At 71.6% G+C, this 22,092-nt stretch carries 19 protein-coding genes; 15 read left to right on the forward strand and 4 right to left on the reverse strand.

Annotated features, from left to right (window positions below; translation table 11 throughout):
- Positions 1–73 precede the first annotated feature (73 nt).
- Complete coding sequence (glgX, locus tag FCN22_RS19130; RefSeq protein WP_137123167.1) at positions 74–2,317, reverse strand: glycogen debranching protein GlgX; 2,244 nt, start codon at positions 2,315–2,317, stop codon at positions 74–76.
- A 34-nt stretch (positions 2,318–2,351) separates the two neighbouring features.
- On the opposite strand from glgX, the gene FCN22_RS19135 reads away from it, so the two are divergent.
- Positions 2,352–2,858, forward strand: a complete 507-nt coding sequence (locus tag FCN22_RS19135; protein WP_202911697.1) for a hypothetical protein — start codon at positions 2,352–2,354, stop codon at positions 2,856–2,858.
- On the forward strand, positions 2,855–3,634 hold the full coding sequence (locus FCN22_RS19140; RefSeq protein WP_137123168.1) for an enoyl-CoA hydratase/isomerase family protein: 780 nt from the start codon (positions 2,855–2,857) through the stop codon (positions 3,632–3,634). The genes FCN22_RS19135 and FCN22_RS19140 overlap by 4 nt, the downstream gene beginning before the upstream one ends.
- A gap of 22 nt (positions 3,635–3,656) precedes the next feature.
- Here the strand turns inward: FCN22_RS19140 and FCN22_RS19145 are convergent, their stop codons facing one another.
- Positions 3,657–5,297, reverse strand: coding sequence for an alkaline phosphatase D family protein (locus tag FCN22_RS19145; protein ID WP_137123169.1), 1,641 nt, complete (start codon positions 5,295–5,297; stop codon positions 3,657–3,659).
- Between the two features lie 245 nt (positions 5,298–5,542).
- On the opposite strand from FCN22_RS19145, the gene FCN22_RS19150 reads away from it, so the two are divergent.
- From FCN22_RS19150 to gatB, 10 genes are all read left to right on the forward strand, one after another.
- Positions 5,543–6,322, forward strand: coding sequence for an electron transfer flavoprotein subunit beta/FixA family protein (locus tag FCN22_RS19150; RefSeq protein WP_137123188.1), 780 nt, complete (start codon positions 5,543–5,545; stop codon positions 6,320–6,322).
- A gap of 24 nt (positions 6,323–6,346) precedes the next feature.
- Entirely contained in the window at positions 6,347–7,303 is a 957-nt protein-coding gene (locus tag FCN22_RS19155) for an electron transfer flavoprotein subunit alpha/FixB family protein (RefSeq protein ID WP_137123170.1), read from the forward strand.
- Positions 7,304–7,615: 312 nt separating this feature from the next.
- On the forward strand, positions 7,616–8,779 hold the full coding sequence (locus FCN22_RS19160; RefSeq protein ID WP_137123189.1) for a cysteine desulfurase family protein: 1,164 nt from the start codon (positions 7,616–7,618) through the stop codon (positions 8,777–8,779).
- Entirely contained in the window at positions 8,779–9,891 is a 1,113-nt protein-coding gene (gene mnmA, locus FCN22_RS19165) for a tRNA 2-thiouridine(34) synthase MnmA (RefSeq protein ID WP_137123171.1), read from the forward strand. The genes FCN22_RS19160 and mnmA overlap by 1 nt, the downstream gene beginning before the upstream one ends.
- Positions 9,892–9,998: 107 nt before the next feature.
- Positions 9,999–10,997, forward strand: a complete 999-nt coding sequence (locus FCN22_RS19170) for a uroporphyrinogen decarboxylase/cobalamine-independent methonine synthase family protein (RefSeq protein ID WP_137123172.1) — start codon at positions 9,999–10,001, stop codon at positions 10,995–10,997.
- 7 nt (positions 10,998–11,004) lie between these two features.
- Positions 11,005–11,994, forward strand: coding sequence for a DMT family transporter (locus tag FCN22_RS19175; protein WP_238384852.1), 990 nt, complete (start codon positions 11,005–11,007; stop codon positions 11,992–11,994).
- Between the two features lie 98 nt (positions 11,995–12,092).
- Positions 12,093–14,183 carry an NAD-dependent DNA ligase LigA gene (ligA, locus tag FCN22_RS19180; RefSeq protein WP_238384853.1) on the forward strand — a complete coding sequence of 697 codons (2,091 nt, stop codon included), beginning with the start codon at positions 12,093–12,095 and terminating at the stop codon, positions 14,181–14,183.
- A 130-nt stretch (positions 14,184–14,313) separates the two neighbouring features.
- Positions 14,314–14,610, forward strand: a complete 297-nt coding sequence (gene gatC, locus FCN22_RS19185; RefSeq protein WP_137123174.1) for an Asp-tRNA(Asn)/Glu-tRNA(Gln) amidotransferase subunit GatC — start codon at positions 14,314–14,316, stop codon at positions 14,608–14,610.
- A 52-nt stretch (positions 14,611–14,662) separates the two neighbouring features.
- Positions 14,663–16,201, forward strand: coding sequence for an Asp-tRNA(Asn)/Glu-tRNA(Gln) amidotransferase subunit GatA (gatA, locus tag FCN22_RS19190; protein WP_137123175.1), 1,539 nt, complete (start codon positions 14,663–14,665; stop codon positions 16,199–16,201).
- Complete coding sequence (gene gatB / locus FCN22_RS19195; RefSeq protein WP_137123176.1) at positions 16,198–17,739, forward strand: Asp-tRNA(Asn)/Glu-tRNA(Gln) amidotransferase subunit GatB; 1,542 nt, start codon at positions 16,198–16,200, stop codon at positions 17,737–17,739. Before gatA ends, gatB begins: the two co-directional genes overlap by 4 nt.
- 38 nt (positions 17,740–17,777) lie before the next feature.
- Here gatB and FCN22_RS19200 read toward each other — a convergent pair whose 3' ends face one another.
- Together FCN22_RS19200 and FCN22_RS19205 are read right to left on the reverse strand one after the other, a co-directional pair.
- Positions 17,778–18,233, reverse strand: coding sequence for a GNAT family N-acetyltransferase (locus FCN22_RS19200; RefSeq protein WP_137123177.1), 456 nt, complete (start codon positions 18,231–18,233; stop codon positions 17,778–17,780).
- 76 nt (positions 18,234–18,309) lie between these two features.
- The gene (locus FCN22_RS19205) at positions 18,310–19,446 is read right to left on the reverse strand and encodes a PQQ-dependent sugar dehydrogenase (protein ID WP_137123178.1); all 1,137 of its coding nucleotides are present in this window, start codon (positions 19,444–19,446) and stop codon (positions 18,310–18,312) included.
- Positions 19,447–19,580: 134 nt separating this feature from the next.
- Between FCN22_RS19205 and FCN22_RS19210 the strand changes: the two genes are divergently transcribed.
- The 3 genes from FCN22_RS19210 to FCN22_RS19220 all read left to right on the forward strand — a co-directional run bounded on the left by FCN22_RS19210 (position 19,581) and on the right by FCN22_RS19220 (position 22,034).
- Positions 19,581–20,507: a 2-hydroxyacid dehydrogenase gene (locus tag FCN22_RS19210; RefSeq protein ID WP_137123179.1), complete on the forward strand. Its 927-nt coding sequence runs from the start codon at positions 19,581–19,583 to the stop codon at positions 20,505–20,507.
- Positions 20,508–20,595: 88 nt separating this feature from the next.
- Positions 20,596–21,678 carry a WD40/YVTN/BNR-like repeat-containing protein gene (locus FCN22_RS19215; protein ID WP_137123180.1) on the forward strand — a complete coding sequence of 361 codons (1,083 nt, stop codon included), beginning with the start codon at positions 20,596–20,598 and terminating at the stop codon, positions 21,676–21,678.
- 50 nt (positions 21,679–21,728) lie between these two features.
- A complete protein-coding gene (locus FCN22_RS19220; RefSeq protein WP_137123181.1) occupies positions 21,729–22,034 on the forward strand; it encodes a MoaD/ThiS family protein in 306 nt (101 codons plus the stop codon).
- The last annotated feature ends 58 nt before the right edge of the window (positions 22,035–22,092 follow it).

Below are 22,092 nucleotides of genomic sequence, written 5' to 3' on the forward strand. Positions count from 1 at the left end.
GTCAATCCTGGCCAAGGTACGCCGCGCACGGACCCGGCTCGACGAAGTGGTTAGCCAATAGCGAGACGGACCACTAGCGACAGGGGTGGGTCACCGCGCGGTAGACCCGAATGCTGGCACCGGTGACGGTGACCGCCTGGCAGGGCCCGACCGGCGCGGCGTTCACCAAGGTCGCCGCGGGGCGCTCCTGCGCGCTGTCCCACCACAGCTCGTATGACGTCACGTCGGTGATGCTGGGCAGGTGGACCTCCGTGTCGCCGTGTCCGCCGTGGAAGACGACCAGGGCCGAGTCGGCCTCCAGCAACGAGCCGTCGAGGAACAGCAGGAGGGTGCGGCACCGCGGGTCGTTCCAGATCCCGTCGTGCATCGGCGCGCCGTCGGCGGCATACCAGTGGTCGAAGGCCGTCCCGTCGGGCCGCACCGACCGGCCGTCGAAGAACGCGCGCTGCCGGAAGATCGGGTGGTCGCGGCGCAGGCCGACCAGGAAGCGGCTGGTGGCGAGCAGGTCCTGCTGCCAGTCGGCGAGCTCCCAGTCGAGCCAAGAGATCTCGTTGTCCTGGCAGTAGGCGTTGTTGTTGCCCCGCTGCGTGCGGCCGAGCTCGGCGCCGGAGCTGATCATCGGCACGCCGGTGGAGAACAGCAGGGTGGCCAGCAGGTTGCGGAGGGACCGCCTGCGTGCCGTTGTCGTCGGGGGGTCGTCCGTGGGGCCCTCGGTGCCGTGGTTCCAGGTGTGGTTGGTGTCGCTGCCGTCGCGGCCGTCCTGCGCGTTGGCCTCGTTGTGCTTGTGCTCGTAGGCCGTGGTGTCGGCCAGCGTGAAGCCGTCGTGGGCCGTGACGAAGTTGACCGACGAGAGGGGACCGCGGTCCTCCGGGCCGAAGAGGTCGTTGGACCCGGCCAGCCGCGTCGCGAGCTCCCTCACCCCGTGGCCGGGCTGGCCCGCGGCGTCCCGCGCCACGTCGGGGAGCCAGAAGGTGCGCACCCCGTCGCGGAACCGGTCGTTCCACTCGGCGAACGGCGGTGGGAACTCTCCCGTGTGCCAGCCGTGCGGGCCCACGTCCCACGGCTCGGCGACCAGCTTGACGCGGGACAGCAGGGGATCGGTGCGCAGCGCCACCAGGAAGGGGTGGTCGGGGTCGAACGCGTCGTCCATGCCACGGGCCAGGGCCGGTGCCAGGTCGAACCGGAACCCGTCGACCCGCATCTCGCGCACCCAGTAGCGCAGCGAGTCGAGCACCATCCGACAGGTCTCGATGTTGCGCAGGTCCAGCGTGTTGCCGCAGCCGGTCACGTCGACGTCCTGCCCCCGGCCGTCGAGCCGGTAGTAACCGCGGTTGTCGAATCCCCGCCACGAGAGGGTGGCTCCCTCGTGCCCGCCCTGCTCCGCGGTGTGGTTGTAGACGACGTCGAGCAGCACCTCGAGCCCGGCGGCGTGCAACAGCTTGACCATGCCCTTGAACTCGTCGAGCACCCCCTGCGGGTCGTCGGCGGCGGCGTAGGCGGCGTGCGGCGCGAAGAACCCGAGGGTGTTGTACCCCCAGTGGTTGGTCAGGCCCTGCCGCACCAGGGCCGGCTCGTGGGTGAACGCCTGCACGGGGAGCAGTTCGACGGCGGTGACCCCCAGGGAGGTGAGGTGCTCCAGCACGGCGGGGTGCGCCATACCGGCAAAGGTGCCGCGCAGGTGCTCAGGCACGCCGGGGTGTCGTGCCGTCACGTTGCGCACGTGCGCCTCGTAGACGACCGTGCGGTCCCAGGGGACGAAGGGTGAGTTGTCCTCACCCCAGTCGAAGCCGTCGCCGAGCACCACACCGCGAGGCACGTATGGCGCGCTGTCGCGTGGGTCGCGCTGCTCACCGCTGCCCCGGAAGGCCTCGTCCACGACGTGGCCGAAGACCTCCGGCCGCCACGTGACCTCGCCGTCCACCGCCCGGGCGTAGGGGTCGAGCAGCAGCTTGTCGGGGTTGTGTCGCTGACCCTCGTCGGGAAGCCAGGGGCCGTGCACGCGGTAGCCGTAGCGCTGTCCAGCACCCACGTCAGGCACGCTGCCGAACCACGTGCCGTGCGCCTGCTCCACCAGCGGGATCCTGCGCTCGAGGCCGCTCTCGCCTCTCGTGTCCTCCCGGTCTCCGAAGAGGCACAGCTCGACCGCATCCGCGTGACCGGCGTGCACGGCGAAGTCGGTGCCCTCGGGCGTGATCGTCGCCCCGAGCACCGGGGGCAGGTCGGGAGATCGTGGTATCCGTCTGGCCGCGTTCCGCGGCGGCTGGGTCGCTCCGCTCCATCCTTGCCGCTCGTCGCCGCTGCTCCGTGGGGCCTGCATGGTGGTCAGCCTAGGCAGTGGTTACCGTTAGCCCATGACTGATCCGAGCTCCCTGCCCAACTTCCCCCCGCCCAGCGACGAGCGTCCCCTGCGCGGCCGTGTCCTCGACGCGCTGCAGGACGAGGGTTTCCGCCCCGACATCGACGAGGACGGCGACGTCTCGTACAAGGTGCAGGGCCAGCAGCTCTTCGTGCGGTGCATGGAGGGCGACTTCGACATCATGCGCGTGTTCGGCCAGTGGCAGATCGGCGAGGACGTCCCCCAGGACCTGCTGACCCAGCTGCAGACCTGCAACGACCTGACGCTCGGGCTCAACATCATCAAGGCGGGCATCGCCTCCGGCACCCTGGTCATGACCGGCGAGCACGTCGTGCGCCCCGAGACCGACATCAAGGCGATGCTGGAGGTCACCAGCCAGCTGATCCTGTCGGCCGTGCAGATGTGGCACCAGGCGATCCTCGGTGACGGCACCATCACCCCGCCCGGTGGCGGCGAGCCCGGCGGCCCCGGCGCGCCGGGCGAACCGGGCGCCCCCGCGTGAGTGAGTTCGTCCGGTTCGAGGTGGCGGACGGGATCGGCACCATCCGCCTGTCCAAGCCGCCGATGAACCCGCTCGACAGCGACCTCCAGGAGGGGATCCGCGCGGCGTCCGCGGAGGCGACCTCGCGCCGTGACGTGGCCGCGGTCGTGGTCTACGGGGGCGAGAAGGTGTTCGCCGCAGGGGCGGACATCAAGGAGATGCAGAAGCTCTCCTACACCGACATGGTGGACCGGGCCGGCACGCTGCAGGCCTCCTTCACGGCGGTGGCCCGCATCCCGAAGCCGACCGTCGCCGCGATCACCGGCTACGCGCTCGGCGGCGGCTGCGAGCTCGCGATGGCGTGCGACTTCCGGGTCGCCGGCGAGAGCGCCAAGCTCGGACAGCCGGAGATCCTGCTCGGCATCATCCCCGGCGCCGGTGGCACGCAGCGACTGCCGCGGCTGGTCGGGCCGGCCCGGGCCAAGGACATCATCTTCAGCGGCCGGTTCGTGCCGGCCGACGAGGCGCTCGCGATCGGCCTGGTCGACGAGGTCTGTGCCGACGACGAGGTGTATGCCGCTGCGCGCCGCCGCGTCGAGCGCTACGTCGGCGGCCCGGCCTACGCGCTGCGGGCGGCCAAGGAGGCGGTCGACCGCGGACTGGAGGTCGACCTCGAGACGGGCCTGACGATCGAGCGCGCCGCGTTCACCGGTCTGTTCGCGACCAGGGACCGGGAGATCGGCATGACGTCCTTCGTGGAGCAGGGTCCGGGCAAGGCGACCTTCGAGGGTCGCTGACCACGGCCCGGCTGACGCCTGTTCAGGAGAGCGTCAGCTGGGCCTGCTTCCCGGTGAGGCTGGGCACGTCGTCCTCGATCCCGGCCTGCTCGAGGGAGACCTCGGCGTGGCGACCACGCAGCTGCAGGGTGCCGATCTGGTTGCCGAAGTAGGGCCCCTTGAGCGGCTCCCACTCGAGGCCGATCGGCGGGACCTTGGCGAGGGCGTCGAGGATCGCGCGGACCGCCCGCTCGGTGGCCCGGTTCCAGGTGACGCGGAAGACGAACTGCATCGCCGGCGGCACGTGGTTGTGCAGCGGGGAGCAGGTCAGCTGGTAGATCTTCGACTGCACCGTCCCACCCAGCTCGGCCTTCGCGACGTAGGCGTGGTGGACGTCCCCCGAGAGCACGCAGATGGTCGCGGGAGCTGTGCCACTGGTGCCCGCCCGCTCTCCGCGGCCGACCGAGGCCAGCAGGTCGGCGAGGGCGTCGAACGAGGCCCGGAACGCCGCCCAGTGCTCGAGGTCGGCCCGCCGGCGCAGCCACTCGGCCCAGCGGGCGACGAGCCGACCGCGGACCCCACTGGCCAGCCGCTCGTTCCACGACTCCAGGTCGTGCAGGGCGCGGGGCAGCAGCCACGGCAGCGACGTCCCCACCAGGAGGTGGTCGTAGTCGCCCGACACCTGTTCGCTGATCCAGCCGAACTCCGCCTCGGAGATCATCGAGCGTGGTGACTGCTCGAGGATGCGACCGCAGCGGGAGTCGATGACCAGCAGGCGGGTCCGGCCGAGGTCTCGACGGTAGGACCACCTGGCTCCCTTGCCCCCGTCGGCCTCCGCGTCGGCGGCCACGGCGAAGGCCCGGACCAGGTCCTTGGCGTCGCCGTCGTGTTGACGGACGCGCTGGTAGAGCTCGTCGGTCTCGAGGTCGCGGGGCGAGAGGTTGCCCAGGTGCTGGTAGACCCAGTAGGAGCCGAGTCCACCGATGATCCTCTCCTGCCACCACGAGGTCGCCTGCATGTCCCGCCTCCACGCGGCGGACGTGTTCCAGTCGTCGCGGACGTCGTGGTCGTCGAAGATCATCGAGCTGGGCACCGTCGACAGGATCCACCGCACCTCGGGGTCGGACCACGACTCGTGGTAGAGCCACGTGTACTCCTCGAAGTCCCGGACCTCCTGGCCGGGCGGCTCGTCGACGTCGCGGTGCTCCCGGATGCGCTCCGCGACCGCGGGGGAGGTCTCGTCCGCATAGACCTGGTCACCGAGCAACAAAAGCGCGTCGGGCCACTCCGTCGTCGGCTGGGCCATCATCCGGCGCGCGTAGGCGTCGAGCGCGTCCGGCTCCGGGGAGGCGGGGCCCAGAGCCGTCGGTGTCGCGAAGCGGCAGGACCCGAAGATCAGCCGGAGCGCGCGGTCGGGGTCGAGCGTCCTGATCGTGGGCGCCGGACGGCGGTCGTCCGGGAGCGGCCACACGAGCGTGTCGTCCAGGCGCACGTCATACGTCGTCGTCGAGGCGGGCGGCAGGTCGGTCACGTGGACCAGGGCGTAGTGGTGGCCGGACACGGTCCAGGTCGGCTCGCGGTGGCCGAGCACCTCGACCGTGGTCGGTCCGCTCGTCTCGACCCAGACGGTCGCGTCGCGTTCACCCACGTGCCGCAGCACGGGGCCGAGAATCAAGTCAGTCACCTCGTCTGTGTACCAGAGGAAGCGGGCCGGTGGCTGCGCCCGGGGCAGATCGGTCGCGCGCGATGTGCGCTTGCTCACGCCGGATCGGCGTCGCGTCGGGCACCTGCCGCAGGTAACGTCTGCCGTGTCCGGTCCCGACGCTGCCCCGGCACCATGGGGGTATGCCGTCGCTGTCGGCGCAGCAGAAGGACTGACCCGATCATCCGAGCAGCATCATCCGAACCATGGAAGAGGACGAGCGGCACATGAACATCGTCGTCTGTGTCAAACACGTGCCCGACGCCCAGTCGGAGCGCACGTTCAACGAGGACAACACCACCGACCGTGAGGGTGTCGACGGGCTCCTGTCGGAGCTGGACGAGTACCCGGTGGAGGCGGCTCTGCAGCTGGTCGACGCCGCCCAGGGCGAGGTGACGGTGCTCACCGTGGGGCCGGACCAGGCCGCCGACGCGATCAAGAAGTCCCTGCAGATGGGCGCGCACAGGGGCGTCCACGTCAACGACGCGGCGATCCACGGATCCGACGCGGTCGCGACCTCGCTCATCCTGGCCGAGGCGATCAAGAAGATCGGCGACGTCGACTTGGTCCTGACCGGGCTCGCGTCGACTGACGGGACCATGAGCGTGGTCCCGGCCATGCTGGCCGAGCGCCTGGGCCTCCCGCAGGTCACCGTGGCCTCCGAGCTGACCGTCGAGGGCGGCAAGGCCACGATCCGCCGCGACGGCGACGTGGCCTCCGAGACGATCGAGGCGTCGCTGCCGGCCGTGGTGTCGGTCACCGACCAGATCAACGAGCCGCGCTACCCCTCGTTCAAGGGGATCATGGCGGCCAAGAAGAAGCCGGTCGAGACGTGGAGCCTTGCCGACCTGGGCGTCGACGCCGGATCGGTCGGGCTGGACGCGGCGTGGACGACGGTGGAGTCGTTCGAGAAGCGGCCGCCGCGGCAGAAGGGCCAGATCGTCACCGACGAGGGCGACGGTGGCACCAAGCTGGCGCAGTTCCTGTCCGCGCAGAAGTTCATCTGACCGACCAAGACAAGGAGATTGACCATGGCTGAAGTTCTCGTTCTGGTCGACCACGCCGACGGTGAGGTCCGTAAGACGACCGCCGAGCTGCTCACCATCGCCCGCCGCCTGGGCGAGCCGTCCGCCGTCTTCGTCGGGGCCGGATACGACAGTGCCAAGGGGGTGCTGGCGCAGTACGGCGCGGAGAAGGTCTACCGCATCGAGTCCGCCGATGTCACCGACTACCTCGTGGCTCCGACGGCGGAGGCGCTTGCCCAGCTCGTCGCGTCCACGTCCCCGGCCGCGGTGCTCGTCGCGGCGTCGGCCGACGGGCGTGAGGTCGCGGCCCGCCTGGCCATCAAGACCGAGTCGGGCCTGATCACCGACGCGGTCGACGTGCAGCCGGCCGACGGAGGCGTGCGCACCGTGCAGTCGGTCTTCGCCGGCTCCTACACCGTGACGTCCACCGTCACCAAGGGCACGCCGATCGTCGCTGTCAAGCCCAACTCGGCCACGCCGGAACAGGTTTCGGGTGCGGCGGCGGAGGAGACGGTCGAGGTGGACATCTCCGACTCCGCCAAGACGGCCCGCATCACCGACCGGAAGCCCAAGGAGGCCAGCGGCCGCCCGGAGCTGACCGAGGCCGCCATCGTCGTCTCCGGCGGTCGCGGGACCGCGGGTGACTTCGGCCCGGTCGAGGCGTTCGCCGACTCGCTCGGTGCCGCGGTGGGTGCTTCGCGCGCCGCAGTCGACGCCGGTTGGTACCCCCACGCCAACCAGGTCGGCCAGACCGGCAAGCAGGTCTCGCCGCAGCTCTACGTTGCGGCCGGGATCTCCGGCGCGATCCAGCACCGCGCCGGCATGCAGACCTCCAAGATGATCGTGGCCGTCAACAAGGACGAGGAGGCCCCGATCTTCGAGTTGGTCGACTTCGGCGTGGTCGGCGACCTGTTCAAGGTCCTGCCGCAGGCCACCGACGCCGTCAAGGCCGCCAAGGGCTGAGCGGCACCCGACCACACGGCATACGACAGGGCCCGGCCCGCGAGCGATCGCGGACCGGGCCCTCGTGCGTGCTCGTCCTCGCATCTCGCTCGTGGAGGAGATCAGCGAGGACGAGTTCCAGGCGATGTATGGAGAGTGGGCATTCCCGACCCACCCCACCCACGTGAGGAATCATTGCGAGGTTTCGGCCCCCCCAGGGGGCACGCAACCTCGCGAAGATTCCTCACGGGTGGGGTGGATGCGGCGCGACGTAGAATCGAGCGCGTGCCTGAGACCACCCGGACCTACCTGGACCATGCGGCGACCACGCCGATGCTCCCCGCTGCCATCGAGGCGATGACGGCGCAGATGCGTGTCGTCGGCAACGCGTCGTCGCTGCACGCGGCAGGCCGAGCGGCGCGGCGGGTGGTCGAGGAGTCCCGCGAGACCATCGCCGGAGCCCTCGGCGCGCGGCCCTCGGAGGTGCTGTTCACCTCCGGCGGCACCGAGTCCGACAACCTCGCCGTCAAGGGCACCTACTGGGCCCGCCGGGACGCCGACCCGCGCCGGGCCCGGCTGCTGGTCAGCGCAATCGAGCACCACGCCGTGCTGGACTGCGTCGACTTCCTCGTGGCACACGAGGGCGCGAAGGTGACCTGGCTCGAGGTCGACGAGGTCGGGAGGGTCCATCCCGAGACCGTGCGTGCGGCCATCGAGAGCGATCCGGAGTCGGTCTCGCTGGTCAGTGTGATGTGGGCCAACAACGAAGTGGGCACGGTGCAACCGATCCGCCAGATCGCTGCCATTGCACACGAGTTCGGCGTCCCCATGCACACCGATGCCGTGCAGGCCGTTGGCCAGGTGCCGGTCGACTTCGCTGAGAGCGGCGCCGACCTGATGTCCATCACCGGCCACAAGGTCGGTGGCCCCATCGGGGTCGGCGCGCTCGTCGCGCGTCGCGACGCCCGGCTCGTGCCACTCAGCCACGGCGGCGGCCAGGAGCGCCAGGTCCGCAGCGGCACGCTGGACGTCGCCGCCATCCGCGGCCTGGCGGTTGCTGTCGAGCACACGGTCGGCCACCTGGAGCAGGAGGCCGCCCGGCTGGTGGCGCTGCGCGACGCGCTGGTGTCCGGTGCCCTGGCGTGCGGGGTCGGGATGTCGGTGAGCGGCGACTACGAGCCCGGCGACGGCACTCGTCGCCTGCCGGGCAACGCCCACCTGCTCGTGCCCGACTGCGACGGCGACTCGCTGCTCTACCTGCTCGACGCGGCCGGCATCGAGTGCTCGACCGGATCGGCGTGCCAGGCCGGGGTGCCGCAGCCGAGCCACGTCCTGCTCGCCATGGGCGTCCCCGAACGAGACGCCCGTGGCGCGCTGCGGCTCACCCTGGGCCACACCTCGACCCGCACCGACGTGGACGCAGCCGTGGCCGCGCTGCCGGCAGCGATCGAGCGGGCCCGCCGGGCGCGGGCCGCGACGGCGAGGAGGGCCGGCTGATGCGTGTGGTCGCCGCCATGAGCGGGGGAGTGGACTCCGCCGTCGCGGCGGGTCGGATGCTCGACGCCGGACACGACGTCGTCGGCGTGCACCTGGCCCTGAGCCAGTCGGCCAAGACGCTGCGGGAGGGAGCACGGGGCTGCTGCACCATCGAGGACGCGGGTGACGCGCGGCGCGTGGCGGACGTGCTCGGCATACCGTTCTACGTCTGGGACATGGCAGAGCGGTTCAAGGACGACGTCATCGAGGACTTCGTGGCCGAGTACGCCGCGGGGCGCACCCCCAACCCGTGTCTGCGCTGCAACGAGAAGATCAAGTTCGCAGCCCTGCTGGACAAGGCGGTCGCACTCGGATTCGATGCCGTCGCCACGGGCCACTACGCGCAGATCGTCGAGGCACCGGACGGCTCACGCGAGCTGCACCGGGCGGTCGACATGGCCAAGGACCAGTCCTACGTCCTGGGCGTGCTCGACGCCGACCAGCTCGCCCAGTCGTTCTTCCCGCTCGGCGACACCACCAAGCCGCAGATCCGGGCCGAGGCGAAGGAGCGCGGCTTCTACGTCGCCTCCAAGCCCGACAGCCACGACATCTGCTTCATCGCCGACGGCGACACCCGTGGCTGGCTCGTGCAACGGCTCGGTGAGGAGCCGGGACAGATCGTGGACACGGACGGGACGGTCGTGGGGGAGCACCGGGGCGCCTACGCCTTCACCGTGGGCCAGCGGCGGGGCCTGCACCTGCAGCGGCCGGCTGCCGACGGCGCCCCGCGCTATGTCGTCGAGGTGCAGCCGCGCAGCAACACGGTCGTCGTCGGCACCGCCGAGCTGCTCGGCGTCGACGCGATCACCGGCGACCACGCGCGCTGGTGCGGGCCGGCACCCGACGGCGTCGTGTCGGTCGGGGCACAGGTGCGCGCGCACGGGGAGGAGATCCCTGCGACAGCCTGGGCGGACGGCGGCCAGGTCGAGGTGCGGCTCGAGCGCCGGGTCCGCGGCGTGGCACCCGGACAGTCGGTGGTGCTGTATGACGGCACCCGCGTCGTCGGGTCCGCCACCATCAGCGCGACCGCCACCGCTGCCTCCACCGCCGCCGCCCCCGCCACGGCCCACTGACCCGTGCTCCCTCCGCGCGGCTTTGCTCGGCTCAAGCCGCTTTCGGACGGCCCGGAGCGGTCCGGGCTGAGCAAAGCGGCCCGGAGCGAGCACACTAGGGTCGCGGGGTGAGCAGAGCGAGCGGGATCGGGTCCTGGCCGGGCGAGGACGTCGGTGTGACGTGTCGCGCCGTGCGTGACCTGCTCGCCGACGACGGGATCCCTTACCTCCCAGAGCTTCCCGCCCGCGGCCCGGGCGCCGACATGATCGGACGTACCGCCGCCCTCCTGGTCGACCTGCCGGTCGACCTGCAGCCGTCGGGCTGGCGCTTCGTCGACCGGCCGGGACGCGACCAGCGCCGGGCCGAGGCCTTCCTGCGCGAGGACCTCGACCAGCTGGCCGAGGTCTACGACGGCTACGAGGGCGACCTCAAGCTCCAGGTCACCGGCCCGTGGACGCTCGCGTCGGCGGTCGCGGTCAGCCGCGGCGAACGCTCGGTCGCCGACCCCGGTGCGACCCGCGACCTGGTGGAGTCGCTGGCCGAGGGGTTACGGCAGCACGTCGAGACGGTCCAGCGACTCGTGCCGGGAGCGACGTTGGTGATCCAGGTCGACGAGCCGGGCCTCCCGGCAGCACTGGCCGGTCGGCTCGCCACGGCCTCGGGCTTCGGGCGGCTGCGCCCCGTCGACCCTCAGGAGGCGAGGCAAGGGCTCCACACGGTGCTCGAGGGCGCCGGCGGGCGGACCACCGTCGTGCACTGCTGCGCCCGGGACGCGCCCCTGCCGCTGCTGCGGGCGACCGGGGCCGCGGCGGTTGCCGTGGACACCTCCCTGCTGGGGCCGAAGGGCTGGGAGTCGGTGGCCGCCACCGTCGAGTCGGGAGTCGAGCTGTGGGCGGGGGCGGTGCCGAGCACTGGTGCCGACCCGGCATACGGGCGGGCCAGTGAGGTGACCGAGGAGCTGGTGACGTCATGGACCCGGGTCGGCCTGCGGGTCGAGGACCTCGACCGGCTGGTCGTGACACCCGCCTGCGGCCTGGCCGGGGCCGCCGGGGTCGACGAGGCCACGTCCGCCCACCGCACGGTCCTCCAGGCGGCGGCGGAATTGTCCGAACGCGCGCACGGTTGATCAGGGAGTGACCGCCGCCACCGCGCCCCAGAGGACTGGAAGGCTGCGCGGCGCCGCGCCGACGAGGCTCCCCTGGCAGGCCAAGTTCCTGGCGCTCGTGCTGATCTGGGGCTCCAGCTTCCTGCTCATGAAGGTCGGCCTGCGAGCCATGGCCCCATTGCAGATCGCGGGCCTGCGGATCTTCAGCGGGACGCTGATCCTGCTGGCGCTGCTGCGCCTCGCCGGCGGGCGGCTCCCGCGCGGCCGGGGCACCTGGTGGCACCTCATGGTCGGCGGGGTCTTCATGGCGGCACTGCCCTTCACGCTCTTCGCGCTCGGCGAGGAGCGTGTCAGCTCCGCGCTCGCAGGCATCGGCAACGCGACGACCCCGCTGGCGACCGTGGTGTTCGCGCTGCTTCTCCTGCCCTCCGAGTCCGTCACGAGGCGCAAGGTGGTCGGGGTGGTCGTCGGCTTCGTGGGAGTGCTGGTCATCGCACAACCGTGGGAGGTCGCAGGTCGTCCTGACCTGATCGGCTTCGGCATGACGCTGGTCGCCGGCATGTCCTACGGACTGGGCTGGACCTACAACCGGCGCCACCTCGCCGGCTCCGACCTCGGCGGGCTGACCCAGCCGGCCGCCCAGCTGCTCGCCGCGGCCGTCGAGATGGTGCTCGTGCTCGTGGTCTGGTCGCTCGTCCGCGGCGCGGCGCCCTGGACGCTGCAGCCAGGCACGGCCGGCGGCTCGGTGCTGCTGCCGATCCTTGCCGTGCTCGCCCTGGGTCTGGTCGGCACCGGCATCGCCTTCTCGTTGCAGTTCGACGTGGTGCGGGCGGCCGGGCCGACAGTCGCCTCCACGATCACCTACGTCATCCCGGTGGTCTCGGTCGCGCTCGGCGCCATCTTCCTGGCTGAACGGCTCTCGTGGCCGCAGTACCTCGGCGCCGCCATCGTGGTGGGGGCAGCCGCCCTGACCCAGCGGCACCCACGGGTCCGCCGGGCCTCCGTGGCGGGTGGATGACGCAGCGCTGACCGCGGCCGGGTAGCCGCCGGAGCGCGGGACGTCGAAGCAGCGGCGCACACCGCCCGGCTGTCCCCGGCGTGCGGCAGGATGGGCCCGTGACGGATCTCCCCACCCCAGTCCCCGACGACGCGCGCCACGAGTGGGACGACCTGGCCGAGCAGGCGACCGCTGCCCAGTTCGCCTACCACGTGCGCGATTCCCCCACGATCAGCGACGCCGCGTACGACGAGCTGATGCGCCGGCTGGTCGCCCTCGAGGAGCAGTATCCCGAGCTGCGCAGCCCCGAGAGCCCCACCCAGCAGGTCGGCTTCGCGTTCTCCACCGAGTTCGGGGCCGTCGAGCACGTCGAGCGGATGCTCAGTCTCGACAACGTCTTCAGCCTCGAGGAGCTGCAGGCGTGGGACGAGCGGGTGAGGCGGGAGGCCGGCACGCCCTTCCACTACCTGTGCGAGCTCAAGATCGACGGCCTCGCCATCAGCCTGCTCTACGAGCGCGGTCGCCTCGTGCGTGCGGCGACCCGCGGCGACGGCCGCGTCGGAGAGGACGTCACCAACAACGTGCGCACCATCGACGGCATCCCGCACCGGCTGTCGGGCACCGGCCACCCCGAGCAGGTCGAGATCCGCGGTGAGGTGTTCCTGCCGGTCGAGGCGTTCGGTGACCTCAACGCCCACCAGGTCGAGGCCGGCAAGGCGCCGTTCGCCAACCCGCGCAACGCCGCTGCGGGCTCCCTGCGGCAGAAGGACCCCCGCGTCACGGCGAGCCGCCCGCTCCGGATGCTGGTGCACGGCATCGGGGTGCACACCGGCTTCCAGGTGCGCACCCAGAGCGAGGCGTATGCCGTGCTGCGCGACTGGGGACTGCCCGTCACCTCGCACGCGAAGGTGGTCGATGACCTCGCCGACGTGCAGCGATACATCGAGCACTTCGGCGAGCAGCGGCACTCCGTCGAGCACGAGCTCGACGGCATCGTGGTCAAGATCGACGAGGCCTCGGTGCAGCGTCGGCTGGGATCGACCTCTCGCGCGCCGCGTTGGGCGATCGCGTTCAAGTACCCGCCCGAGGAGGTCAACACCAAGCTGCTCGACATCAGGGTCAACGTGGGGCGCACCGGGCGAGTCACGCCATACGGCGTGATGGAGCCGGTCAAGGTGGCCGGCTCGACGGTGGAGCAGGCGACGTTGCACAACGCCCACGAGGTGGAGCGCAAGGGGGTGCTCATCGGAGACACGGTCGTGCTGCGCAAGGCCGGCGACGTCATCCCCGAGATCGTGGGACCGGTGGTGGCCCTGCGGGACGGCAGTGAGCGCGCGTTCGTCATGCCGACGAAGTGCCCGGCCTGTGGCACCCCACTGAAACCGGAGAAGGAGGGTGACAAGGACATCCGCTGCCCCAACTCGCGGTCCTGCCCCTCGCAGTTGCGCGAACGGCTCTCGTCGCTGGCAGGGCGGGGCGCCTTCGACATCGAGGCCCTGGGCTGGGAGGGAGCCGTGGCCATGCTGGACGCGGGCGTCGTGACCGACGAGGGTGACCTCTTCGCGTTGCGGGACACCGACATCGCGAAGGTGCCGCTGTTCACCCGCGCGGCGAAGAAGACCGACCCGGCCGAGTCGGTGGTGGACGGCCGGGTGCTGTCGGCCAACGGCGCCAAGCTCGTCGCCAACCTCGAGGAGGCCAAGGGATGCCCGCTGTGGCGGGTGCTGGTCGGCCTCTCCATCCGGCACGTCGGGCCGACCGCCGCCCGTGCACTCGCGGGACACTTCGGGTCGATGGACAAGATCCGGGCCGCCTCCCGCGACGAGTTGGCGGGAGTGGACGGCGTCGGCGGGATCATCGCCGACTCGGTGGTCGACTGGTTCACCGTGGACTGGCACGTGGCGATCGTCGACAAGTGGGCGGCTGCCGGAGTGCGGATGGCCGACGAGGTCGACGAGTCGACGCCCAGGACGCTGGAGGGGTTGACCGTGGTGGTCACCGGCTCGCTGGAGCGGTTCTCCCGGGACTCGGCCAAGGAGGCGATCCTGGCGCGCGGCGGCAAGGCGTCCGGTTCGGTGTCCAAGAAGACCGACTACGTCGTCGTCGGCGAGAACGCGGGATCCAAGGCCGACAAGGCCGAACAGCTCGGCGTGACCATCCTCGACGAAGCGGGTTTCGAGCGACTGCTCGAGCAGGGTCCGCCGGAATGACCCTGCGGCGATGCCTCTTGCGATGACCGGAAAGCCCCCGTGGGCGACGAGGGGACGGGCTGGCCCGGCTGCGACGCAATGGTCAGAGGGCGCCAGGGGAGGTCCCGTGCCGAGCACTAGACTGCGTGGCATGTCCGCCCTGAACCGCGACGAGGTCGCCCACCTCGCCATGCTCGCGCGCATCGACCTGTCGCAGGACGAGCTGCAGACCCTCTCCGGCCAGCTGGAGCAGATCGCCCGTTCCGTCGCCAAGGTCGGCGAGGTCGCTGCCGACGACGTCCCACCGATGTCGCACCCGCTGCCGCTCACCAACGTGACCCGCGTCGACGAGGTCCGGCCCAGCCTGCCCGTCGAGGACGCACTGGCCGGCGCCCCGGCCGCCCAGCAGCGGCGCTTCCTCGTGCCCCGCATCCTCGACGAGGAGTGACGGGCGCGGCCTGCCCCACACGCCATACCGAGCAACCCAGCAAAGGCTGATCGTGACCCCTGACCTCACCCGCTCCAGTGCCGCCGACCTTGCGGGGGCCCTGTCCCGCAAGGACGTCAGCGCCGTCGAGGCGACCCAGGCCCACCTCGACCGGATCGCCGCGGTCGACGGTGACGTCCACGCGTTCCTGCACGTCGACACCGAGGGGGCGCTGGCCGCGGCCCGCGACGTCGACCGGCGCCGGGCGGCAGGGGAGGAGCTGTCACCGCTCGCCGGAGTCCCCATCGCGGTCAAGGACATCGCGGTCACCAAGGGGGTGCCCACCACCTGCGGCTCGCGGACCCTGGAGGGCTGGATCCCGCCGTATGACGCGACGGTCGTCGCGCGCCTGCGCGCCGCCGGGCTGCCCATCCTCGGCAAGACCAACATGGACGAGTTCGCGATGGGGTCCTCCACCGAGCACTCCGCGTTCGGCCCCACGCACAACCCGTGGGACCTCGAGCGGATCCCGGGGGGCTCGGGGGGCGGCTCCTCCGCGGCGGTCGCGTCCTTCCAGGCGCCGTTGGCGATCGGCACCGACACCGGTGGCTCGATCCGGCAGCCGGCCGCGGTGACCGGCACGGTCGGCACCAAGCCCACCTACGGCGGCGTCTCCCGCTACGGCCTGGTCGCGCTCGCGAGCAGCCTCGACCAGGCCGGGCCCTGCTCGCGCAGCGTGCTCGACGCGGCACTGCTGCACGCCGTCATCGCCGGGCACGACGTGATGGACTCGACCTCGATCGACGCGCCGGTGCCGCCGGTGGTCGAAGCCGCACGCCGCGCCGACGTCAGGGGCCTGCGGGTCGGCGTGGTCAAGGAGCTCGGCGGGGAGGGTTACCAGCCTGGGGTCCGGACCAGGTTCGAGGAGTCGGTGCAGCTGCTGGTCGACGCGGGGGCGGAGGTCGTCGAGGTGTCCTGCCCACACTTCGACTACGCCCTCGCCGCCTACTACCTGATCATGCCGAGCGAGGCGTCCTCCAACCTCGCCCGCTTCGACGCCATGCGCTACGGTCTGCGGGTCGGGCCGGACGGCGTCGGCAGCCCGAGCGCCGAGCAGGTCATGGCGGCCAGCCGTGACGCCGGCTTCGGCGACGAGGTCAAGCGCCGGATCATCCTCGGCACCTATGCCCTGTCCAGCGGCTACTACGACGCCTACTACGGCCAGGCGCAGAAGGTGCGCACCCTGATCGCGCGCGACTTCGCCGCCGCCTTCGAGCAGGCCGATGTGCTGGTGTCACCGACCGCGCCGACCACCGCCTTCCGGATCGGCGAGAAGCTCGACGACCCGATGGCCATGTACCTCAACGACATCGCCACGATTCCGGCCAACCTCGCGGGCATCCCCGGGATGTCCCTGCCGAGCGGTCTGGCCGACGAGGACGGGCTGCCGGCCGGCATCCAGCTGCTCGCCCCGGCGACCAAGGACGAACGACTGTATGGCGTGGGCGCGGCCCTGGAGGCCGCGCTCGAGCAGCGTTGGGGCGGAAGGCTGCTGGACCGAGCGCCGGAACTGGATGGATCTGCTGCGAGCGCAACGGAGGCACGGGCATGACCGCCACGACGACCGATGCCGTGATGGACCTCGACGAGGCACTGGAGCGGTTTGACCCCGTCTTCGGCCTCGAGGTGCACGTCGAGCTCAACACCGCCACGAAGATGTTCTGCGGTTGCGCCACCGGATTCGGGGCCGACCCCAACACCCAGGTCTGCCCGGTCTGCCTGGGTCTGCCCGGCGCGCTGCCGGTGGTCAACGCGACTGCGGTCGAGTCGGCGATCCGGATCGGTCTCGCGCTGAACTGCGAGATCGCGTCGTGGTGCCGGTTCGCCCGGAAGAACTACTTCTACCCGGACATGCCCAAGAACTTCCAGACGTCGCAGTATGACGAGCCGATCGACTTCGAGGGCTACCTCGACGTGGAGGTCGACGGCGACGACGGACCCGAGACGTTCCGCGTCGCCATCGAGCGGGCGCACATGGAGGAGGACACCGGCAAGTCCCTGCACGTCGGGGGAGCCACCGGTCGCATCCAGGGAGCCGACCACTCGCTGGTCGACTACAACCGGGCCGGGATCCCGCTGATCGAGATCGTCACCAAGCCGATCACCGGCGCCGGCGGGCGCGCCCCCGAGGTGGCCAAGGCCTACGTGTCGGCGCTGCGCGACCTGATGAAGGCGCTCGGGGTCAGCGACGTCCGCATGGAGCAGGGCTCGATGCGCTGCGACGCCAACCTGTCGCTGCGCCCGAGGGCGACCGGGAGCCAGGAGCAGGCCGACGTGCCGCTCGGCACCCGCACCGAGACCAAGAACGTCAACTCGCTGCGCTCGGTCGAGCGTGCGATCCGTTACGAGATCGGTCGGCAGGCCGCGGTTCTCGCGGCGGGTGGCTCGATCGTGCAGGAGACCCGGCACTGGCACGAGGACACCGGCGTGACGACCTCGGGCCGTCCCAAGTCCGACGCCGATGACTACCGCTACTTCCCCGAGCCCGATCTGGTGCCGGTCGCCCCCAGCGCGGAGCTGGTGGAACGGCTACGGGGCACCCTGCCGGAGCCGCCGGCCCAGCGTCGGCACCGGTTGCAGTCCGAGTGGGGCTACAGCGACCTGGAGATGCGCGACGTCTACAACGCCGGCGCGGTCGAACTGATCGAGGAGTCGGTCGCGGCCGGCGCCACTCCCGCCGCAGCGCGCAAGTGGTGGATGGGCGAGATCGCTCGCCGAGCGAGTGCCGAGCTGCGCCCCCTGGCCGACTTCGGAGTGACGGCGCAGCACGTCGCCGAGCTCGACGGCCTGGTCACCTCCGGCCGGCTCAACGACTCGATGGCGCGGCAGGTCATGGAGGGGCTGCTGGCCGGTGAGGGCACACCTACCGAGATCGCCGACGCACGCGGCCTGCAGCTGGTCGAGGACGACGACGCGCTGGAGACGGCCGTGGACGAGGTGATCGCCGCCAACCCCGACATCGCGGACAAGGTCCGTGGCGGCAAGGTGCAGGCTGCCGGCGCGCTGATCGGCCAGGTGATGAAGGCGATGAACGGCCAAGCGGACGCCGGCAAGGTCCGCCGGCTGATCCTGGACAAGCTCGGCGCCTGACGGGTCGCCGGCGGGGTCCGTGCGCGGGGTCCCCGCTGTCAGCGACCGCAGCGATCCAGCCGCGTCCAGGGCCAGTCGGTGGACAGCCAGGCAGCGACCGCGTCGGCCAACGGCACGTCGAGGTCGGCCCGGTCGGCCCGCACCCACGACCGGATCGTGACGTCGTGGTCCTCCGACGACGTGGGATACAGGTAGACGCAGCCGACGACGTCGGCTGCAGGGTCGAGGACCGTGAAGGTGAACCCGATGCGGTCGGCGAAGTCGGCAGCGTGCCGGGTCAGGTCGCGGTGGTTGTCCTCCAGCGACATCCCCTCCGGCGGCGGCCAGCTGCCGTCCTGGTAGCCCGGTGTCGCCCGGATGTGTTCGATGCTCGACATCCACGCGGCATGGTCGGGCGCGTTGTGCTGCGGCCCCAGCGGCTCGAGGCGGAACCGGTCGGTGACCAAGGATGTGGGCGGCTCGAAGTCCGCGGGGACAAACGCTTCGGAAGCCATGGCCGGACATTATCCCCGGCGTCCGCATCCACTCACCCGGTTTTCCATGGCCCCGGAGCGAGCACGAGCCGCGACCTCAGGAGGCCGACGGGAGGCCCTTCGGCAGGATCAGGACCTGGTCGTCGCCGGGCCTCGGCTCGCCCCGGAAGGTGTTGCTGGTGACCAGCCAGAGGCGGTCGTCCGGTGCCTTGACCACGGTGCGCAACCGGCCGTAGCTGCCCTGCAGGAGTCGCTCCGGTTCGCCGGTGCCGCCCTGGCCGTCGAGGGGGACGCGCCACAGCGACTCGCCACGCAGCGCCGCCATGTAGACGGCGTGGTCGGCGCCGACCGTGATCCCGCTCGGGGATGCGTCGCTGGTCGGCCACTGCACGAGCGGGTCGACGAACCCCTGTCGATCGCTCCTGCCCTCGACATCGGGCCAGCCGTAGTTCTGCCCCGGCTCGATCCGGTTGAGCTCGTCCCAGGTGTTCTGACCGAACTCGCTGGCATACATCCCGCCGGCGGCGTCCCAGGCCAGACCCTGCACGTTGCGGTGGCCGAGGCTCCACACCGGCGAGCCGGGGAAGGGGTTGCCGGAGGGTGCCGACCCGCGCTGGTCCACGCGCAGGATCTTGCCTCCGAGCGAGTGCACGTCCTGCGAGTGGGAGCCGTCCCCGCCGTCGCCGGTGCCGACGTAGAGGAACCCGTCCGGCCCGAAGGCGATCCGGCCGCCGTTGTGGATGCTGGACTTCGGTATGCCGGACAGGATCACCGCGTCGGCCAAGAGGCGTCCGTCGCGCAGGGTCATCCGCAGCACCCGGTTGTCGGCCTGCGTGGTCAGGTAGACGAACACCCGCCGGTCCGATGCGAAGTGGGGAGACACGGCGATCCCCAGCAGCCCGCCCTCGCCCTCGGCGGCGACGCCGGGCACGGTCCCCAGGGTCTGCGCCGCGGATCCCGGATGGAGGCGCAGCACCCTGCCGGAGTCGCGCAGCGTGAGCAGCGCCGCGCCGGAGGGCAGGAAGTCCAGCCCCCAGGGCACCTCGAGGTCGTCGGCCACCACCACCGCGTCGTGCTCGTCCGTGCCGCCCGGGACCGCCGTCCCCGACGCGACACCGCCCGGGGCCGGCCCGGCACCGGGCGTCCCGTTCGAGGGTGACGGCTGCCCGCCCGAGCACGCGGACAGCGCGAACACGGTGGCAGCGGCGGCCAGGGCCAACATCCTGGAGGACATGGCCCATTGTGACCCGGACCATCCCGGGCCCATCCCGGAGCGAGACGGAGCGACCTGGCCCGGCAGGGGGCAGGCCCGGCCGAGGACCGGACTCGGTGCCCGCCCCCGGGGCGCACCGGGCTACCGTCAGGGCCATGACTGTGGTGACGCTTCCGGACGAGGGCTGGATCGAGGACGTCGGGCCGGTGGCCGGGATCGAGCCGATCGCGTGGGACATCGTCTCCGACCCCAGCCGGCTGGCCGAGGCGGAGCTCGTGGTCCCGCCCTACATGGGCGACCGCAGCGTGCTCACGAGGTTGTCGGAGCTGCCCCGCCTGCGGGCGGTCCAGCTGATGTCGGCGGGCTATGAGGACGTGTTGCCGATGGTGCCCGAGGGGGTCCAGCTGGCGAACGCGACCGGCGTCCACGACGCGTCGACCGCGGAGCTCGCGGTGGCCCTCATGCTGGCGTCGCTGCGCGGCATACCGCAGTTCGTCCGCGCCCAGGAACAGGCCACGTGGGCTCCCGACCACACGCGTCGTTCGCTCGCCGACCGCAAGGTCCTGATCATCGGCTACGGATCGATCGGCCACGCCATCGCGCGGCGGCTGGACGGGTTCGAGGCGAGTATGACGGCCGTGGCCACCCGCGCCCGGTCCGGCGACGACCTGGTCCCGCACGTGCACGGCATCGACGAGCTGCCGGCCCTGCTGCCGCGCCACGACGTGGTCGTGCTCATCGTGCCCCTGACCCCGTCCACCCGGCACCTCGTGGACCGCGAGTTCCTCGCTGCACTGCCCGACGGCGCCCTCGTGGTCAACGTCGCACGCGGCCCGGTGGTCGACACGGACGCGCTGCTGGAAGCCACCGCGAGCGGCCGGGTCATGGCGGCGCTCGACGTCACCGAACCCGAGCCGCTGCCCGACGGCCACCCGCTCTGGAGGAGCCCGGGTGTGCTCGTCACGCCGCACATCGGGGGCGCGACGTCCGCCTTCCCACCGCGTGCGGCGGCACTGCTGCGCGAACAGCTCGAGGCCTTCGCCTCTGGGCGTCCGCTGCGCAACGTGGTGCACGGCGCCTGACGGGTCGGGCACCTGGCCTGACGAGCCGGCGCCGGGTTGCGCCGAGAAAGATCTGGCACCTGTCAGTGGCCCACGTCACACTGTGGGGATGACGCAGACACTCGTGGCGATCGGCACCCGCAAGGGGCTCTGGCTCGCCCACAGCAGCGACCGCCGAAGCTGGGCCCTGGACGGGCCGCACTTCCTGATGCACGAGGTGCCGAGCATCGGCATCGACACCCGTGCCGGCCGGCGGCGACTGCTGGTCGGGACCCGCTCCGAACACTGGGGGCCGACCGTCCTGCACAGCGACGACCTGGGCAGCACCTGGGAGGAGACGCCGCACGGTGCCATCCAGTTCCCGGAGAAGACCGGGGCGGCGCTCGAACGCGTCTGGCAGATCGTCGCGGACCCGACCGACGACGACGTGGTCTGGGCGGGCACGGAGCCGCACGCCCTGTGGCGCAGCGCCGACGGTGGTCAGAGCTTCTCGCTCGTGCAGGGGCTGTGGGACCACCCGCACCGCACGGAGTGGGGCGAGGGCTTCGGCGGAGGAGCGATCCACACCGTCCTGCCCGACCCGCAGGACCCGGCCTCGATGGTGGTCGCCATGAGCACCGGGGGTGTCTACACGACGGGTGACGGCGGCAAGTCGTGGTCTCCGGCCAACAAGGGCATCAAGGCGCCCTACAACCCCGACCCGTGGCCGGAGTTCGGACAGTGCGTGCACAAGGTGGCGCGCGACAGCTCGACGCCGACGCGGCTCTACGCCCAGAACCACCACGGCGTCTACCGATCCGACGACCGCGGACAGACCTGGACCTCCATCGCCGACGGCCTGCCGACCGACTTCGGCTTCACGGTGCTGGCTCACCCGAGCCATGGCGACGAGCTGTGGGTCGTGCCGGTCGTCGCCGACGGCGAGCGCATCCCACCGGAGGCCGAGCTGCAGCTGCAGCACTCCACCGATGCGGGCGGCACCTGGCAGAAGCAGAGCAACGGCCTGCCACACCCCTCCTACACCTGTGTGCTGCGCGACGCGGCGGCCATCGACGACCACCACGAGGCGGGCGTCTACGTGGGCACCCGCAACGGTGACGTCTTCGTCTCGATCGACGCTGGGCGCAGCTTCGAGCGCCTGGCCGAGCAGCTGCCGGACGTGTTGTGTGTCCGCGCGGCCGCGTTGCCATGAGCGGCGGCGGGGTATCCAGGAGCGCGACCAGTGACCCAGGGCAGGGACGAATGACACGGACCGTGACGGGAGAGGTGCGACTGCGGATCCCGGGAGTCCTGCGGGACCTGGCCGGGGGCGCCGGTGAGCTGCGCGTCGCCGTGGACGAGGCCGGAGTGCCCCTGGACCAGCTGCTCAGTGCCCTCAGCGACAGCTGGCCCGAGCTGGTCCGGCGGCTACGCGACGAGACGGGCGCCCTGCGCCGGCACGTCAACCTCTTCGTCGATGGCGAGGACGCGCGGAGAGGCAGTGGCCTGCAGACGGTGGTCATGCCGGGCGCGGTGGTGCACGTCCTGCCGTCGGTCGCGGGTGGCTGACGGTCCACCGAGAGTCCCGCGACTCCTCCCTGACCGGGGAGGGACACGCGCGGCCGGC

The sequence above is a fragment of the Segeticoccus rhizosphaerae genome (assembly GCF_005222685.1).
In the GTDB taxonomy this organism is placed as follows: domain Bacteria; phylum Actinomycetota; class Actinomycetes; order Actinomycetales; family Dermatophilaceae; genus Segeticoccus; species Segeticoccus rhizosphaerae.